Annotated in this window: 17 protein-coding genes; 1 reads left to right on the forward strand and 16 read right to left on the reverse strand. The window is 56.4% G+C overall.

Translation table 11 applies throughout. The annotated features are described in order from the left end of the window. Positions 1–5: 5 nt before the first annotated feature. The 14 genes from BVH74_RS17620 to BVH74_RS17685 all read right to left on the reverse strand — a co-directional run bounded on the left by BVH74_RS17620 (position 6) and on the right by BVH74_RS17685 (position 14440). Positions 6–1196, reverse strand: a complete 1191-nt coding sequence (locus BVH74_RS17620) for an acyl-CoA dehydrogenase family protein (RefSeq protein WP_080051367.1) — start codon at positions 1194–1196, stop codon at positions 6–8. 10 nt (positions 1197–1206) lie between these two features. After that, on the reverse strand, positions 1207–2388 hold the full coding sequence (locus tag BVH74_RS17625) for an acyl-CoA dehydrogenase family protein (RefSeq protein WP_080051368.1): 1182 nt from the start codon (positions 2386–2388) through the stop codon (positions 1207–1209). 15 nt (positions 2389–2403) lie between these two features. Further along, positions 2404–3288, reverse strand: coding sequence for an SDR family oxidoreductase (locus BVH74_RS17630; RefSeq protein WP_080051369.1), 885 nt, complete (start codon positions 3286–3288; stop codon positions 2404–2406). 31 nt (positions 3289–3319) lie between these two features. Then, a complete protein-coding gene (locus tag BVH74_RS17635) occupies positions 3320–4471 on the reverse strand; it encodes an acetyl-CoA C-acetyltransferase (protein ID WP_080051370.1) in 1152 nt (383 codons plus the stop codon). 3 nt (positions 4472–4474) lie between these two features. After that, positions 4475–5533, reverse strand: a complete 1059-nt coding sequence (locus BVH74_RS17640; RefSeq protein ID WP_080051371.1) for an acyl-CoA dehydrogenase family protein — start codon at positions 5531–5533, stop codon at positions 4475–4477. A gap of 11 nt (positions 5534–5544) precedes the next feature. Further along, complete coding sequence (locus BVH74_RS17645) at positions 5545–6711, reverse strand: acyl-CoA dehydrogenase family protein (RefSeq protein ID WP_080051372.1); 1167 nt, start codon at positions 6709–6711, stop codon at positions 5545–5547. 10 nt (positions 6712–6721) lie between these two features. Continuing rightward, on the reverse strand, positions 6722–7474 hold the full coding sequence (locus BVH74_RS17650; RefSeq protein WP_080051373.1) for an enoyl-CoA hydratase family protein: 753 nt from the start codon (positions 7472–7474) through the stop codon (positions 6722–6724). Then, a complete protein-coding gene (locus BVH74_RS17655) occupies positions 7471–8586 on the reverse strand; it encodes an NAD(P)H-dependent flavin oxidoreductase (protein WP_080051374.1) in 1116 nt (371 codons plus the stop codon). The genes BVH74_RS17650 and BVH74_RS17655 overlap by 4 nt, the downstream gene beginning before the upstream one ends. Then, complete coding sequence (locus BVH74_RS17660) at positions 8586–9500, reverse strand: enoyl-CoA hydratase (RefSeq protein WP_080051375.1); 915 nt, start codon at positions 9498–9500, stop codon at positions 8586–8588. Before BVH74_RS17660 ends, BVH74_RS17655 begins: the two co-directional genes overlap by 1 nt. Next, a complete protein-coding gene (locus BVH74_RS17665; protein WP_080051376.1) occupies positions 9497–10306 on the reverse strand; it encodes a CoA-transferase subunit beta in 810 nt (269 codons plus the stop codon). The genes BVH74_RS17660 and BVH74_RS17665 overlap by 4 nt, the downstream gene beginning before the upstream one ends. A gap of 10 nt (positions 10307–10316) precedes the next feature. Beyond that, entirely contained in the window at positions 10317–11192 is an 876-nt protein-coding gene (locus BVH74_RS17670; RefSeq protein WP_080051377.1) for a CoA transferase subunit A, read from the reverse strand. Then, positions 11189–12091: a VOC family protein gene (locus tag BVH74_RS17675; protein ID WP_080051378.1), complete on the reverse strand. Its 903-nt coding sequence runs from the start codon at positions 12089–12091 to the stop codon at positions 11189–11191. Before BVH74_RS17675 ends, BVH74_RS17670 begins: the two co-directional genes overlap by 4 nt. A gap of 195 nt (positions 12092–12286) precedes the next feature. Beyond that, positions 12287–13225, reverse strand: coding sequence for a bifunctional OB-fold nucleic acid binding domain-containing protein/MaoC family dehydratase (locus BVH74_RS17680; RefSeq protein WP_080051379.1), 939 nt, complete (start codon positions 13223–13225; stop codon positions 12287–12289). Positions 13226–13228: 3 nt separating this feature from the next. After that, positions 13229–14440 (reverse strand): thiolase family protein, encoded by a 1212-nt coding sequence (locus BVH74_RS17685; RefSeq protein WP_080051380.1) that lies wholly within the window; start codon positions 14438–14440, stop codon positions 13229–13231. A 231-nt stretch (positions 14441–14671) separates the two neighbouring features. On the opposite strand from BVH74_RS17685, the gene BVH74_RS17690 reads away from it, so the two are divergent. Further along, positions 14672–15403, forward strand: coding sequence for a hypothetical protein (locus tag BVH74_RS17690; RefSeq protein WP_080051381.1), 732 nt, complete (start codon positions 14672–14674; stop codon positions 15401–15403). Between the two features lie 48 nt (positions 15404–15451). Here BVH74_RS17690 and BVH74_RS17695 read toward each other — a convergent pair whose 3' ends face one another. Continuing rightward, on the reverse strand, positions 15452–16906 hold the full coding sequence (locus BVH74_RS17695) for an MBL fold metallo-hydrolase (protein ID WP_080051382.1): 1455 nt from the start codon (positions 16904–16906) through the stop codon (positions 15452–15454). Between the two features lie 70 nt (positions 16907–16976). After that, complete coding sequence (locus tag BVH74_RS17700; RefSeq protein WP_080051383.1) at positions 16977–18359, reverse strand: DUF1329 domain-containing protein; 1383 nt, start codon at positions 18357–18359, stop codon at positions 16977–16979. Between the last annotated feature and the right edge of the window lie 18 nt (positions 18360–18377).

Consider the following 18377-nt stretch of genomic DNA (forward strand, 5'->3'; position numbering starts at 1 on the left):
GTCTTTCATGACAGTTTTCCTTTGGGTTCTTTCGGCATGCCCAGACCACGCTCGGCAATAATGTTGCGCTGGATCTGATTGGTACCGCCGTAGATGGTGTCCGAGCGCGTGAACAGGAACAGGGACTGCAAACGCGTCAGGTTGTAGGGTGCGGACTCGATAATCTCGGCTTCAGGTCCCAGTACATCCATCGCCAGCACGCCCAGGTTGCGATGCCAGCTAGCCCAGTGCAGCTTGTACACCAGCGATGACGCCTGGTCATGGCCACTGTCACTACCCGAGAGCATGCGCATGGCGTTGTAACGCATCAGTCGCAAACCGGTATGCGCCTCGGCGATACGCTGGCGGATCACTGGGTCAACAGCCGCACCATTGCTTTTGGCGATCCGAATGATCTCGTCCAGTTCATTCTGGAATTGCATCTGCTGCCCCAGGGTAGAAACCCCACGCTCAAAACCGAGCAGTGCCATGGCAACCTTCCAGCCATCTCCGGGCTCGCCGACGATATCTGCCGCAACGGCATCATCGAAGAAGACTTCGTTGAACTCCGAGGTGCCGGTCAACTGCTCGATGGGTCGTACGACCACACCTGGCTGATGCATCGACACCAGAAAGAAGCCCAGCCCCTTATGCCCTTGCGAGTCCGGCTCGGTTCGCGCCAGGACGAAGCACCAGTCCGCCTCATGAGCCAGCGAGGTCCAGACTTTCTGCCCATTGATCAACCAGCCACCGCCCACCGGGTCTGGCCGTGCCCGAGTTTTGACGTTAGCCAGATCAGAGCCTGCACCGGGTTCGGAATAGCCCTGACACCAAAGCTCAGTACCAGCCAGAATTCCCGGCAGATACTTGAGCTTCTGCGCCTCGCTGCCAAAGGCAATCAGGGTGGGCCCAGCCAGACCTTCGCCAATATGCCCTACCCGACCTGGGGCTCCGGCTCGAGCATATTCTTCATGAAAAATAACCTGCTGCTCGATACTGCAACCACGCCCGCCATCGGCTCTGGGCCAGCCAATACCGGTCCACCCCCCCTCAGCCAGTTTTTGCTCCCAGCGCTTGCGCTCAGCGGGGAACATGTGTTCATCGCCCGGGCCTCCGCGAAATCGGAGTGCGGCAAACTCACCTACCAGGTTCTTCCGCAACCATCCGGCAATCTCTGCGCGGAAAGCCTCGTCTTCGGCACTGAATGTCAACTTCATGCTCGACTCCTCAACCCAGCAACAGGCTGGCGATCAACTCGCGCTGCGCCGCGCCACTGCCCAGGTACAGCTCGCTGGCCTTGGCCCGCTTGAAGTACAGGTGCACATCGTATTCCCAGGTAAAACCCACCCCGCCATGCAGCTGAATGGCAGTACCGGCGTTGAAAAAAAAGGTATCGGAACAGTAGGCCTTGGCCATAGCGGCGGCTTCACGCAGCTCGCCGGCCAGAGTCTTGTCGCCGTCAGGATCAATGGCCTCCTGGGCCACACAGGCGGCGTAATACACCGCCGAGCGGGACACCTCACACTTGAGCAGCATATCCGCCGCCTTGTGCTTGAGCGCCTGATAACCCGCAACCGGTCGGCCAAACTGAACGCGCGCCTGCATATAGGACACACTCATGTCCAGCACCTGGCGGGCTGCGCCAGCCTGCTCTGCCGCCATGGCCAGCTTGGCCAGATCCAGCAGGGTTTCGAGTACTGCTGCCCCATCAGCCTCGGGCGCCAAACGGGCACTCTCAGGCAGGCAGACCTGATTGAGAACGATCCGCGCCTGATGCCGAGTCTGATCCATCCCTGGCTGCCATTGGCGATTGAGGCCTTGACTACCGGCCGGGACGCAAAACAACGCAATGCCTTCACGCCCCTGGCTTGCTGCCTGACGCGCCGCCACGATCAGCAGTCCGGCGGTGTGGCCGTCGATCACATAGCGCAACTCACCACTGAGCTGATAACCCTCGGCAGTTTTCTGCCACTCTGCCCCCAATGCTTCACAGCCCCACTGCCCGCCTCGGCGTGCAGCTTGTGGCCCAGTCCAGGCCAGGGTAGCGGTCAGTTCGCCTGCGACGATAGCGGGCAGATACTGCTGCTTCTGCGCCTCGCTACCGGCCAGCAGCAAGGCATTGACTCCCAGTCCGACGGTGGCGAAGAACGGCGAACACAGCAGCACACGCCCCATCTGCTCCAGCACTGCCGCCAGTTCAACCTGTCCCAGCCCCATACCTCCATAGGCTTCCGGTACTGTGATGGCCTGAAAGCACAGTTCCTGACAGATACGCCGCCATAGCTCCGGGTCATAACCAGCCTCAGTCACCATGGCTTTACGTACAGCGGCTGGGGTCGAGACATCCTGTAGAAAAGCCGCAGCACTATCGCGGATCATGTTCTGCTCGTCGGTAAAGCGAAACTCCATGGACGACCTCCAGGCTTAGCTGCCGTAGACCTTCTGCGCCGGCACTTCATTGGCCAGCAACTGAGCCACGGCCTCGGCTACTTCAGCCGGCTCCCAACGCCCGCCTTTGTCGACGCCTTCGGTCGTACGCCAGCCGTCAGCAATCGAAATTTTTCCGCCTTCGGCCTCAAATATCCGCCCGCTCACATGAGCAGCCGCCTCGCTCGCCAGCCAGGCCAGCAATGAACTGACATTTTCAGGTGCCCAGTAATCGAAGCCACCATCCTCCGGTTTGGCCATGCGCTGGGCCATAGACTCCACTGCGGTGGTCATACCAGTACGCGCAGCCGGAGCCACCGCGTTGGCAGTAATGCCATAACGGCGCAGCTCAGCAGCCTGATTCAGCGTCAGCGCCGCAATCCCAGCCTTGGCAGCGGCATAGTTGGACTGCCCAATTGAGCCCTGCAGACCGGCTCCAGAGGTGGTATTGATGATTCGCGCATCGACCTTGTGCCCGGCCTTGGCCTGATCACGCCAATAGTGCACAGCATGTGAACTGATGCAGAAATGCCCCTTGAGATGCACACTCATGATCGCGTCCCACTCGGCCTCGGTCATGGAGGCGAACATCCGGTCGCGATTGATGCCGGCGTTGTTGAGTACACAGTGCAGATCACCCCAGGTTTCTACTGCCTGCTTGACCGCGTTCTCGCTGTCGGAGTAGTTGGTGATGTCAGAACAGTTGACTACCGCCTGACCGCCTGCGGCAACGATCTCATCGACCACTGCCTGGGCAGCCTCGCGATTGATGTCGTTGACCAGTACCCGGGCTCCTTCGGCAGCGAAGACTCGGGCATGCGCTGCACCCAGCCCGCCGCCAGCACCGGTAATGATCACCACTCGGTCATTCAAAATTCCCATCATGTCTCTCCTGATTGTCTGGCCTGGCGCTTCAAAGGCGTTCGATAATGGTGACGTTGGCCTGTCCACCGCCTTCGCACATGGTCTGCAAACCATAACGGCCGCCACTGCGTTCCAGTTCATGCAGCAGGGTGGTCATCAGCTTGGTCCCGGTCGCACCCAGGGGGTGGCCAAGGGCAATAGCACCACCTAGCACGTTGGTACGGGCCGGGTCGTAATCCAGCTCTTTCTGCCAGGCCATGACCACCGACGCGAAAGCTTCATTGATTTCAACCCGGTCGATCTCGGCCATGCGCAGACCGGTTTTTTTCAACGCCTGACGGGTTGCTTCGATCGGAGCGGTGAGATGCCAGATCGGACAATCGCCACGCACACTGAGGTGATGAATGCGCGCGCGCGGAGTCAGGTTGTAGCGCTTCAGCGCGGCTTCCGACACCACCAGCATTGCCGACGAGGCATCACAGGTCTGGCTCGATACAGCTGCGGTGATATCCGGAAACTGCGGGTCAACCGGTTCCAGGCTGGCCATTTTTTCCAACGTGGTCTCGCGCGGCGTTTCGTCCTGTTTCAAGCCATTGAGTGGCACGATCTCACGTTCGAAATGTCCGGCCGCAATCGCCTGCAATGCCCGCTGATGGCTCTCCAGGGCGAAGGCTTCCATCTCGGCACGGCTGATCTGCCAATGGCTGGCGATGCGCTGGGCGGCATAGAACTGGTTGACCGGCTGATCGGCAAAGCGCGCGCGCCAGCCTTCACTGCCGCAGAACGGGTCGGCAAACCCCAAGGGCTGGCCCGCCAGCATGGCCGAGGAAATCGGAATCTGGGTCATGGTCTGAACTCCGCCCACCGCGACCACATCCTGAGTTCCACTCATAACCGCCTGAGCGGCAAAATGCACGGCCTGCTGCGATGAACCGCACTGGCGGTCAACCGTAGTACCAGGCACATTCAGCGGCAGCCCGGCCGCCAGCCAACTGGTGCGAGCAATGTCACCCGCCTGGGAGCCGATGGTGTCAACGCAACCAAAAATCACGTCGTCATACTCGTCAGCAGGAATGCTGTTGCGTTCAACCAGCGTCCTGAGTACATGCGCCCCAAGGTCAATGGCATGGATGCCGGACAGGCTGCCCTTGCGCTTGCCGGTCGGGCTGCGCAGGGCATCTACGATATAGGCTTCAGGCATGATTCAGCTCCCAAAGGTGTATTGCGGGCCAATCGTGGCGTCATCCGCCAGAACGGCCTTGGCCACTCGTGACTTGTGGAAGGCGCGGTCGCCCCAGGAAGAATCAAGCGCCCAACAGCGCTTCATGAACATCTGCAGATCAACTTCCCAGGTGTAACCCATGGCGCCATGCACCTGGATCCCATGTCGAGCCGCCAGCCATGCCGCTTCGCAGCAGGCCAGCTTGGCATGGGAGACACACAGAGCAGCACCTGCCTCCCCCCGCGCCAACGCATGGGCGGCGCGGTAAAGCACCGGTTTGGCAAACTCGATCTTGCTAGCCACATCCGCCAGGTGGTGCTTGACTGCCTGGAAGCTGCCGATAGGTTTGCCAAACTGTTTACGCTGAACCACGTAGTCGACCGACAGATCGAGCATGCGTTGCGCAAGCCCCAGGCTTTGGCCAGCAACCGCCAAGGCGCCTCGGTTAAGGGTCTGATCCCAAGCCTGTCGACCATGGACCGCATCTGCCAGGCAGGACTCGGCATTCGGGGTTACGCTCAGGCGGCTCAAACGCCGGGAGCTGTCGATGCTGGGATTGCGCTCATAGCCGATCTGCTCACGGCTCAGGGCATGTACCTCACCCTGGTGCTCAACCAGCACCACGTCAGCCAGGTGCACATCGGCCACCAGCGGATTGACTGGATGGCCAACGGCAATCCGCACATCGCCCTCGGCAATCTGCGCCAACAGCTCGTCACGGCGCGGGGTTCCAGCCGGCAAGGCATTTAGCAGACCAGTGGCAACGTAAGCGGTATCGGCCATGGAGTCGGCAATTGCGTAATAACCCAGCTCCTGGGTCATTAGCGACCAAGCGATATCATCCATACCCAGGCCACCCTGGGCTTCTGGCACAGACAGGGCTGTCAGGCCCTGCTCGGCCATCTTGCGGCGCATGGTCGGTGAGCGGCCTTCTTCGGTTTCCCAGATTTCACGGAGCATCTCCGGTGGGGCCTCAGTCATCAGGAACCTACTGATGGCCTCGCGGAAAGCGAGCTGGTCTTCGGTAAAGGTAAAGTCCATGGTCGGCTCCCTCAGGCTTTCGGCAAGCCGAGCATGCGCTCAGCGATGATGTTGCGCTGGATTTCGTTGGTACCGGCATAGATAGGACCGGCCTGGGCAAACAGGAAACCCTCCAGCCAACTGCCACCATCCACCGCTTCTGGGGCGGTACCGCGCAGCTCGCCGTAGGCACCGAGTATCCGCATCGCGGTCTCGTGCATTTTCAAATCCAGTTCGGACCAAACGATCTTGTTGATACTGGCCTCCGCACCGATTTTGGCGCCTTTTTCAACCAGGCCAACGGTGTGATAGGCCGCCTGGGCATAAGCTTGAGCCCCCATCCAGCTTTCAATCACCGCATCTCGCACGCCAGGATCTCGTTCGGCGATCTGGGGATTGGCCTGATACAAAGCAACCAGACGCTTGGCCGTCTGCTGGAAACGGGCCGGTGAGCGCAGCAGCAGACCCCGCTCAAAACCAGCGGTAGCCATAGCCACATGCCAGCCCTGCCCCTCAGCACCGATACGGTGCTCAACCGGCACGCGTACTTCGTCAAAGAAGATTTCGGCAAAGGCTTCTTTGCCATTCAGCGCCTTGATCGGGCGAATGGTTACCCCTGGGCTATCCAGCGGCACCATCAGATAGGTCAGGCCATGATGACGCTGACTCTGCGGATCACTACGGAACAGGCCAAAGGTCCAGTCGGCGAAACTCGCCCGGGTCGACCAGGTTTTCTGACCACTGACCACATAGTGATCGCCGTCGCGAATGGCCTTGCTACGGATCGCCGCCATATCCGAACCGGCATTGGGTTCTGACCAGCCCTGTGCCCACATATCCTCACTGGACGCGATACGCGGCAAGAAATGGCGCTTCTGCTCTTCGCTACCGAACTCCATCAGGGTCGGTCCGAGCAGTAGCTGGCCATTCTGGTTAACCCGCATAGGCGCATTGGCAGCGTAGTACTCTTCCTCGAAAATCAACCACTCGATCAGGTCGCAGCCTCGACCACCCAGGTGCTCCGGCCACATGACCATTGACCAGCGGCTGTCATACAGCTTGCGCTCCCAGGCACGATGCTCTTCAAACCCTTCACGGGTGTCGTAACTGTTCAACGGCTGGCTAGGCACGTTGTCCTTGAGCCAGGCTCGCACCTCGGCGCGAAAGGCGTTTTGCTTGTCGGTATAGTTCAGGTGCATGGCGTGGTTCTCAGAAGCTGGCTTCGCGCTTTTCAACAAAGGCACGACGGGTTTCCGCCGAATCGGGCATGGTGTAGGCCTCCAGAGTGAAGCCCTGCTCCCAGCGGTACTTGTCTTCCAGGTTGCCGTCTTCAATTCCGTTCAATGCTTCCTTGGCTATACGGATCATTGCCGGGCTCTTGGCGGCAATTTTCGCAGCGATATCGCGTGCGCTGGCAGCCAGCTCCTCGCGCTCGACCAATCGCTCGATAAAGCCGTAACGCATGGCGTCTGGTGCTGTGACGGTTTCCCCGGTGAAGAACATGTAGCGGACCTTCTGTACCGGAAACAGCCGCTGCAGGTGAGCACCACCTCCCATTGCCCCGCGGTCCACTTCCGGCAAGGCAAAGGTCGCGCAGCGCGAGGCAACCACAATATCGGCCGCACCGGTCATACCAATGCCGCCGCCCAGCACAAACCCATGCACAGCGACGATCACCGGCACCCGGCAACGGTGAATGGCCTTGAAGGTGGCATAGTTACCAGCATTGACCTTGACGATCCGTTCGGGATGAGCGTCCAGCTCCTTGATATCCACACCAGCACAGAAGCCGCGGCCTTCTGAACGGATAATCAGCACCCGCACCTCGGGGTCGGCGCCCAAGGCATCAATCTGGTTAGCCAGAGCCAACCACTCCTGGCTATCGAGCGCATTGACCGGTGGTTTGTCGATCACCAGCTCGGCAATGCCCTGTTGAATCTGGGTAGTAAAAGCGGTTGTCATACGTGGGCACTCCCCTGTTGCTCGGCCACAGCACCGGCCGGATCATCTTGCATACGTTGAAAGAGCCGTTGCAGGCAGGTTTCAGCCTCAAGGGCGATCTCATCAATCACCTCTTGGCAGCTCTGCAAACGGTCGATTGCTGCGGCCACCTGTCCACTGGGTAGAATGCCTTCGTCCGGAAAACCCTCGACCATCGAGCGTTGCAGCAAAATCGGTTGGTTGGCGGCCATGATCACTTGCGACATGGCGCTGGGGTCATCCTTGATCGCCTTGAAAAAGGTACAAATCATGTGCCCGGTACTCATGCCGGTCTGCGCCTTCCATTTGCGCGCACTGTTGAGCGCAATCCAGAGCCGCCCCATCGGGCTGGCCGCTTCCAGCTTGCGTATGAACGGGTTGTCGACCATCCGGTGCCGCATACCGTCCACCGCCAGAGTGACGCGAATATTCTGGGTATCCTGCGTCGCCAGATAGCGCTCCAGGGTTTGAGCCGGGGTCGGCGAATCAGTGGTCATCATGAAACGGGTGCCCATGGCAATGCCTTCGGCTCCGGCAGCTAGCGCCGAGGCCAGACCCCGGCCGGTAGAAAAGCCCCCGGCCGCGATCACCGGTACATCAACCGCCGCCAGCACTTGCGGCAAGAGAATGGTGGTCGGCACGCCACCTGTATGGCCGCCGCCTTCTCCGCCTTGAATGGTAATCATGTCAGCACCCAGCTCAATCGCCTTGAGCGCATGCTTGAGCGCACCGACTGTAGGGATACAAAGCACGCCGGCGTCCTTGAAACGCTGAATGGTCTTCTTGTCCGGGCCGCGGCCGTAACTTACAGCCCGCAGGCGATACTTGATGGCCAGATCGACACACTGGGTGGCATTGTCCTGAAACATGTGAAAGTTGAGGCCAAAATTGCTGCCACCGGTAGCCTCAATCACCTTGCAAATCTCACCCTCAAGCTGATCGGCTGCGATGGTCGCGCCCGCCAGAAAGCCGAAGCCGCCGGAGCGGGTAGTGGCAATTACCAGATTCGCATCAGAGACCCAGCCCATGGCGGTCTGAATGATCGGGTAGCGGCAACCCAACGCTTCGGTAACTCGCGTTCTGAGTGCCGTCATCACGCGCCACCCTTATCCTTGGCAGCCTGAGCCTTGTTCGCGGCAGCCATGGCCTTACCGTCAAAACCACCCAGTTTGTCGCCTGACACCTGCTCATTGTGTACATGGGCAAAGTGGTGCCAGGCGAACACCGCCTCCATGCCTGTGCGCTTGCCCTGCAAATCCTCGATGTGGTTGACCGCCTGCTTGGTCAGCGCCAGCCCCATGCGTGGCTGCTGAGCAATGCGCTGAGCGATCTCCAGCGTGCTAGCTTCAAGTTGCTCTCGCGGCACAACCCGATTGACCATACCCAGTTCGTAGGCACGCTGGGCGGGCATGCGCTCACCCAGAAAAAGGAATTCCTTGGCGATACGCGGGTGCATTTCGAAGGCATGGGCAAAATACTCAACCCCGGGAATACCCATTCGTACCACGGGATCCTGGAAGAAGGCATCATCACTGGCCACGATCAGATCACAGACCCAGGCCAGCATCAGCCCACCGGCGATACACCCGCCCTGTACCATGGCGATGGTCGGCTTGGGCATCTCGCGCCAGCGCCGACACATATTCAAGTAGACTTCCTGCTCACGCACATACAGGAACTCACCGCCAGGCTTGTTGGTGTGATCCCACCACAAGTGCTTGTGCTCAAAAGACTTGGTCACATCGCGCCCAGGCGTGCCAATATCATGCCCGGCTGAGAAATGCTTGCCGGTCGAGCACAGCACAATCACCTTGACGCCGTCATCATTGATCGCCCGGCGGAAGCATTCATCCAGTGCATAAGTCATCTGTGAGTTCTGCACATTGTTGTACTGGGGGCGGCTCATGGTAACGATGGCGACCCCCTCCTCGACCCGATACAGCACTGGTTCATCGGTCTCGTAAACAGCAGTGTCTGCCCGCTCGACAAATTCGTTACGCTCGCTCATGCCCGGACCTCCTCAGTGGTACGGATACCCGCCGGATTACCCTTGAGCTGCTTGGCACGCAGATTGTGCGGATCGAGTCGCTGAATCAGCGCCAGTTGATCAGTTGTCGGATGGCGGGTCTCGGCCAGATCATCAGCCTTGAGCAGCGGGAAGCCTGTACGCTCCTGGACCAGCTCGAAATCGACACCGGGGTGCAGTGAGACCACTCTCGGCGCATTATCCGGCCCCTTCCAATCCATCACGCACAGGTCGGTCACTGCTACACCGATGCCCATCAGGTCGTGGCGCATTCCCGGCCCCCAGCGCTCCGGTTTAAAACCAACCCCCGAGACCATGTCCACCTCATCGGCAACAAAGACCTTGGCGCTGTGACTGGGTACGAAAAAGGAGTTGCGGTGGTTGATGCTGTTACCCGGCAAACCACGTACACCAAGCATCGCTACCTTGGGCTTTTTGTAGTCACCCACCACCGAGAGGTTGGTCTGGGCCCAGCGGTCGATCTGAGTCGGACCAACCATGGCGTGCCGACGACCATGCCAGACACAGTCAAACACCCGCTCGAAGGGCATGTACCCTGCGTACTTGGGTACATAGTCACCACGCGGACCCACCGGAATCGGCTCTTCCACCAGATAGGCTTCGCTATCGGTCATCAGCAGTTCCGGGCTATGGGTCAGTTTGGCCAAACTTGCTGCCAGGCGCGGGATAATGCCCAGGCCGGAGGCAAGCAGTTCACCGTTGTTGCGCCAGGCTTCCGAGGCCGCGACTATCATCAGTTCAGCCAGGCTGAATTCGGGCTTGTTCATCGTCGTCTCCTCAGAAAATCGGCAGGGGCAGGCCACTGATGCGCTCGGCGCCACCATTGCGCTCGAGGTAGTCGGCATCGCTGCAGTTCACGTATGTTTCCAGATAGCGCTGCCAGCCACCTTCTTCACCGGCACTATCGCTATACGCCTTGAGGTGCTGCAGATCCCAGCCATACTCTGGCCCGCAGTAAGTCGGATGCGCCCCCAATGGGGCCTCCACCACACCGGTAACCAGCGAGCGCTCGAAGGTACTCAAACGAGCTGTTGAGGCATCCATTTCCAGACGCTCCACAACCGTTTCGGCACTGACAAAACACTGCTGGGCAGCCCGGGCAAAATGCTGGTCGAAATAGGCGTCATGCCCGGTTATCAGGGTATTACCCAAACGGTCGGCGCAATTGACGTGAACAAAGGCGACGTCCAGGTTCAGAGCGGGCATAGCCAGCAGCACTTCACCATCGGCATATGGCGAGGCAATGGTTTTCAGCTCAGGATTGTGGGTCAGCACATCAGTCGCCAGCCCCGCCCGGGCTGGCAGAAAAGGCAGGCGCATGGCCGCGGCCTTGAGCCCCCACTGGAACAGCCCCTCATCCAGCTCCATCACGTCCAGCGTTCCTGCCTGTCGAGCCTTGCGGAAGTACGGTTCGAGCGGAATGGCATCCATGGTGGCAAAGCCAAAGATCAGTTTCCTGACCTTGCCGGCGGCACAGAGCATGCCGACCTCAGGACCACCATAGGCGACCACCGTCAGGTCCTTGACATCCGAACGCAGAATTTCCCTGACGATTGCCATCGGCTTGCGGCGCGGCCCCCAGCCACCAAAACCGATGGTCATGCCATCACGCAGCTGGCCCACGACATCGGCCACGGTCATCAATTTGTTCATTGCTGCTCCCCCTGCTGGCCGACACCGAAGTCGTGTCCCCAGATGCTGACGCTGGTGAATTCAAAGGCGGTGTGCTTGTCCCAGTCGACTTGCAGCCCACCCCAGCCATACTCCAGATCGAAGCCCGAGGGCGTTTTCATGTAGAAAGAGGTCATCTTGTCGTTGAGGTGTTGACCCAAGGTCGCAGAAAGCGGAACACCCTGGGCGATCCGCCGATCATGAGCACGACCAACTTCGGTCATTGAGTCCACCTCAACCATGACGTGTACGCACTTGCTCGGCACGTCGTACTCGGCAATCGCCAGGCTATGGTGGCGAGCGTTGGCGCAGTGCAGGAAGTGGATACGAATCGCTGGACCGCTCGGGTCCGGGCGGAAGTTGAAGATGTCGGAAATCTCGAAACCCAGCACATCCCGATAGAACGAGGCGCAGGCGTCGAAGTTAGGGGCTGGCAGCACAGTATGACCAAGCCCCATATCGCCAGTAAGAAATCGCGGCACCCCTTGCGGCGAAACGAAAGGCGCACAATCGGACAGATAGCCCCAGGTCAACTCATGGCGGTTGCCGCAGGGGTCGTGCAGGACCACAGCCTCGTTAACACCACGCTGCCGACAGAATTCGGCGTCTTGCACGCGGTACTCGACATCCAGAGCCTGTAGCCTGGCCAACATTGCATCGAAGGCGGACTTGCTGGCCAGCTCCCAACCCGACGCCAGATACTGGTCTGGAGCCCCTTCCAGCACCAACATGCGGAAGGGGCGATCATCCATCTTGATGTAAAGACCGCCACCGGGCGCGTCGCTGGTCATCATACCCAGCACATTTTCGGCGTAATCCCGCCACTTCTGCAGATCATCGATCTGCGCGACGAAATAGCTCAATGCGCGAATTTCACTCATGCCGCCACTCCTCATTCATTGCTTTTCGGGCTTATGAGGATTGTTGCGCGGCACCTGCAGTGCATCATCGTCCGTTGAGACTAAAGCCTGAATCCAGCGAAAATACCTTCACGATGCAACAAAAAAACCGCCCCTGCAGAACAGGGGCGGAAAGGAGAGTCACCCTGCAGGTGACCAGTCAGCACAACGGAGGCTTCACATGTAGAGAATGACCAGGTCATTGATCACAGCAGGGCGCTCCTGCCCAACCACATGAACATTGATTTCCATCACCATCTGAGTACCACGCGGCAGAACCTCTACCGACTTGACCCGCGACCTGGCATGAATCAGCGAGCCAGCAGGTACCGGGCTTGGAAAACGCAAACGCTCTGAGCCGTAATTGACCATATTGTTGAAACCGGTAACCTCAAAATCCAATGGCACTTGCATCCGCGACATCAGCACCTGAACCAGGGCGCCGTGCGCGATGGTTCCGCCAAAAGGTCCGTCCTTGCGGGCTCGCTCCGGGTCGGTGTGAATCCAATAATCATCACCAGACAGCGCAGCAAAATCATTGATCAGCGACTGATCAACCAGTACCTGGCTACTCCAGTCACTGAAGGTCTCAGAAACCAGCGCCTTGAGCGCCTCGATATCCTTGACATCAATTTTTCGCTTGGCAGGCCCTGCATCAGCCGAGGGTTGCGGCGGCGCCTTGAGGACTTCATCTAGCTCGATTAGATCTACATCCACGCTGGTATAACGTAGCAGTACGGTTCCATCCTCTTTGACCCGTGCTCGTACCGGCTTGAGCGCCATACCCACCTTGAGCGCCTCAGGCTGAAGCCCTACCAGCGTTGTATTGAGTCGCACACCCTGCTCCAACTCAACCACAGCCAGAATTTGTGGCTCTGGGCCTGCAAACTCAGGCAAGGTCGGCACCCGGGCTACGGTATAGGTATAAAGCGTGCCGCGACCATCCACTTCACGCCAGCTCAGCTCATGGGACAGGCAGTGACTGCAGTGACGGCGTGGGTAAAAGGTCCACTGCTGGCAGCTATTGCATTGCTGCAACAAAATCTTGCCGGCTTTCAAGCCATCCCAGAAAGGTGCGGAAATGGCAGTTGCCAGCGGCATTGGTTTGTTAGACATGCTTCAAGCCCCCTGCAGAATCAATGCGCCTTGCTCACTCATAACACCACCGGTGCCAGAAACAAACACCTGATCGCAGACCTTGAGCTGCCGCTCTTCGGCCTTGCCGGCGATCTGCTGGTAGGCTTCGACGACCTGCGAAAAGCCTCCGGCAGATCCAGCCTGACCAAAGCTGAGCTGGCCACCATGCGTGTTCATCGGGAAGTTGCCTTTATAGGTCAGATCATTCTCCAGCACGAAGCGCATCCCCTCCCCCTTGGGACAGAATCCTGCATCCTCAAGACTCAGCAGTACGGTAATCGTGTAGCAGTCGTATATCTGTGCGGCATGCATATCGGAAGGACGCATTCCGGCCATGGCAAAGGCGCTACGCGCCGCTGGCCCGACAGGGGTCTCAGTCATATCAGGAGAATAGCTGGGAGACTTATAACCCAGACGCTCACCAAACCCGGTAATGTAAGCAGGCCGCCCCTTCGAGCGCAGCGCCACTTCCTTGGAGGCGACAATCACTGCAGCGCCCCCCGCCACCGGCATCACGATCTCCAGGATGTGCAAGGGATCAGCCACCATTTTGCTATTGAGCACATCCTCAATAGTCAATGGCTGCCCCCGGAAAATTGCATCCGGGTGGGCCTGGGCACTCATCCGCTGATCAACCGCGATTTTGGCCATCGCGCGCTGATCGTAGCCATACTGGGCCGCATAGCGCTGGGCAATCATGGCATAGCCGGTGTTCTGGCCCATGTGGCCATAGGGCAGATCGAATTCCGCCTCAGGCGCCCCATACTGGGTACTATGCCCACCAAAGCGCATGGCCCGCGCCATGGCCGAGGGGTCATCGTCCGGCCCGAACGGGGCCATACGCTGAGGAATCACACACAGTACCGCCTGACAAATGCCGAGTTCAATCGCAGCCGCCGCCCGCCAGATCATGCCAACGGCGGTTGTGCCACCAAGATCGACGACTTCGGCAAAATTCACCGCGATTCCGAGATACTCGGCCGCCATGGCAGGAACAAAGCTCGAGGCCTCATGAAAATGAGGCCCATTGATGCACAAACCATCGATATCACTAGCCTTAAGGCCCGCATCGGCCAATGCCTGCGCCGCCAGGTCCGCCACTTGCTCCAAATGGAACATCTGCGGCGCAGTGGCGTATTTTTCAGGCTTGTATTGCGCGGCGCCGACAATTGCCGCTGTACCTTTCAAACCCATGCTCTTCCCCTTGTCAGGCGTTTTGGAACGCATAGCAGGTGTTATTGTTTCAGACAGCAGGCATTGTCAGACGCGAAATGCGCTGCTTCATCGTCCATAAGGCTTACATACGCAAATTAATCATGCTTTCCAAACGGACGAGGTTGATGCAACCAATTTGTCCGATCATCCCATGAGCCTGTCAGCTAAGCTGATTAGTACCTTAAGAAAATACGCAACAAGGAAGAAAGCATGATAAGAACACTAATTGGCGCTCTAGCACTGACTACCTCGATCAGCTCTGCGGCAATGGCCGACAGCCTTCCTCAGAATATCGTACTGCAACGTGAAAGCATGCACTCGTTCACGCTGCTCTTACAGATGCAAGCCGAAGGCTTGCAGCGTCGTGAACTTAATGATTTTCAACAAAGCTTGCAAAGCCTTGAAAGAGCGGCACCGCAAAAGGATAAAGAAGGTGCTACTGACAATCTACCTTTAGCCCAGCATATAAAAAACCTCGTGGACATGATAGAAAATCTTCAAACAGGCCAGGTGCCGAGCACACATGACCTTAGCGAAGCCTACCTTGTGCTTAACCAGACCTTAGAACAACTGAACAATTCAGAGCAAGACAAGCGCTACGCAAGCATATTAATAAACAGCTATCTTGCCATGCGCTATGTATATAAAAGCCATGTTGGACTGGCACCACAAACCAACAATAGATCACAAAGCTACTATACGACCCACCTTAGCGACCTGGTTATCATATTAGACCAAGAAATAAACAGCATAGCTTCAGAAAACCAAAACACTGATATCAATCCGCGCTGGCACATGCTAAAAATGAGTTACAGTGACATGCAGCAAGGCTGGACGCGAACAGTCTCAGGAAACCCATACACACCAACCATAGTACGATTAAACTCCAGCGTTCTCAGCAGGCAGCTTGAGTCGCAGATCTTAAAGACTCATAAAGAATGAAAAATGCCCGCTAAACAAGCGGGCACACCCAAAGAATACTACCAATCACTAATTATCATCACCGGCTAACTGAACAGCTTCCAGCAATTTGAGCTTATGCATAAGCTCTGCCATATGAGAAAGATAGATTGTTAACTCCTGAGTTGGAACATCAGGCGTTATCCTTTTAGCATAAACATCAAGCGCAAGATTCAATACAGCAGAATCTTCAGGCCACGCATAATAGACAATGTCAGCAAAGTAGCTAGCCAGCTTGATATCGCTGTCCGCAACACTCCTTACGATACCCAGAAACTCATTTCGCCCTCCTGACATCTCAGCCAAGGCTGATGCTTTAGACGAATAATCGGGCTGACTAAAGTTCGACGGAACACCGTCCCACCAACCGTTATATTCCTTGAAAACAGTTTTACCAATATCACTAAACCGATTATAGGTCTCAGCCATATCTGGACGACCAGCTAACTCATTAGGCATTTGCATTTTTTCAACAATTTGATCACGACGCAAACCTGAATTAAGGCCTTCTGTGACCTGATCAACAGCCGATTCGAACACCAAAGCAGTCGCACTTAGCTTATCTTCAATTTCTTCAAAACCGAGCATCACCGGGCCGTGCATAGGGAGTAAAACATTTGGCTTTAGCGAGATCATTGACCTCAAAGCAGCAGCCCAGTCCCCAACATACCTTTGCCGGCGTTTTCCATTGCCTGCATTTGGTAAAAAAGGTTGCCACAAATCAGCACTAACAACTAAATCATGCATTGGCACATGAACCCATAAGTGATCAGCCGTTTCGCCACGGGCACTATACAGATTAAAGGTAGTCTCACCAACAATGTACTCCATTTCACCATTGAAGGTAATCGTTGGCTGTAAAACGTCATTTACTGATCTCGGCACATTAGCCGGATGCTGGTTATTCAAACCAACAAGTGTGTGAGATGCAAGCTTAGTATCAAGATACATCTCATACATATAGTCAGACGTAGTGATAATCTCTGGATTATCTCCAGCCTCTATAATTGACCAAGCCCCGTAGGCATGATCTGCATGATGATGGGTGATAATAATTGAGTGTACCTTCTTGTCACTTATTTCCCTGACCGCATCAAGCAAAGCCGGCCCTGCCGGGGCATAAGCAGCATCAACAAGCACCAGCCCTTCACTGGTTTCAAAAACAGCCACATTGACAAAAGGAAAACGCAACAACCAGACACCATCACCATAGGCTTTCACTTCAAGCAAATCATATGCATCTTGAATGGCTTTGGGATTCGTCCTGCTGTGCATATTATTAGCAATCGCATGTGAAAAAGCACCGCCAAAGCCAATATTAGAGTTTGATGTTAATGCCTCAAGCACCGAAGGGTATTTTTTAAATACCTCAGCTCTCATCTCGAAGCCATTGTAACTATTATCTTGACCCGCACTCAAAGCGCCAACGCACAGACTGGTTATTGATGCAATGAAAAGCAGCAATACCTTCTTAAAAACTCTCATAACAAACGCCTCTAGCTTAAAAAAAAGCGACGCACTAGGCGCCGCTTAATTAGCAGTCAAAATGACTCAATTAACGCCCCATGGCACGCAAACGGTCTGGAGTAAACATGGCCGGAGTCAAATCATTACGATTCAGAATAGGACCCTGATCACGATCCATCGTCATTGAGTATCCAACGTAGGAGCTACTATTCAGGTCATGATAGAAAGACGTGCCAGCTTGCCATGCACTGGTATCTGGGTGGTAGTAGTAACTCAAAACACCATGCTTCCACAGATTACCGCGAGTATCATAATTGTCAGCCATGACGCCATGCCAAGTATCCTCATCGATAAACAACACGCGACGCGAATACAAATGGCGACTCGTTGGCTTCAACTTCGCTTCCAGAACCCAGACACGGCGTTTTTCATAGCGAAGAAATTCAGGGTTCGGGTGATTAACGGTAAGAAGCTCATCATAGGATGTTTCTTTTGAGTTCAGCTTATAGGCATTGGCAGGTACATAAATTTCGCGTTTACCAACCAACGTCCAGTCATAACGCTCAGGAGAGCCATTGAACAAACGGTCCTCATCAATCGTCATAGTCCCGTTACTTCCCGGCATAGGCTGATCAAAGCCGTAACCGGGTGCCAAACGCACACGACGGGTACCGGTATTGTAAGACCAGGCTGTCCGTGCTGATGTAGCCCAGTTGAACGGCTCGTGGTTCATCGACATATTGCCACGTTCGCGCAATGGCAACAGCACCTGTGTGGAGCAGTAGGCCATAACACCAGGCGACTGATCTGTCATGACTTCACGATCGGCAAAATTACCCGAGTTCAGGCAAATACCGTGTGAACGCCCCCAGCTAATATTACCATTGGCTGTAACTGCGCCGATATCTCTCGTCTCATCCTGGGTCGTTGAGCGAAATGGAACCTGATGATTCCACTTCAACTCATAACCATTTTTAGGAATCGGGAAAGGTATAAAGCCTTTGGCGCTGATGCCCATGCCATCATGCGTCAGCTGAGCATTCAATGCATTCCACTTGGCACGCTCGCAAACAAATTCCGGATACGCAAAATCACGTCGGCCTTGATAAACGTTGATGACGTAGGTTTCTGGATAGCGCTCAAACATGGCAACCTGACCGTCAGTCAAGTTTTCCAAGTGATTCTTGTAATTTGAGGCGTTAATTTCAAGAAGCACAGGATCGTCAGCAAAGGGATCCACTGGATGCTCACCACTATTGGGTTCAGGCTCCCAGCCAGGAACCACACCAACATATTTCCCAGTAAATTCGGGAATTGACCCATCGGCATTGCCTGCGCGTTCTGCACCGACACACGTCAGATCCTGTCCGAGGCGAGCTGCTTCTTCAGGAGATACAGCTGCATTGGCCAAGCTTGAAATAGCCAGACTAACAGCAGCCGCAAGAGCAATTACCGCACCATGTTTACTCATTATTTTTGTCTCCACTGG

The organism is Halopseudomonas phragmitis (assembly GCF_002056295.1).
GTDB classification, from domain to species: domain Bacteria; phylum Pseudomonadota; class Gammaproteobacteria; order Pseudomonadales; family Pseudomonadaceae; genus Halopseudomonas; species Halopseudomonas phragmitis.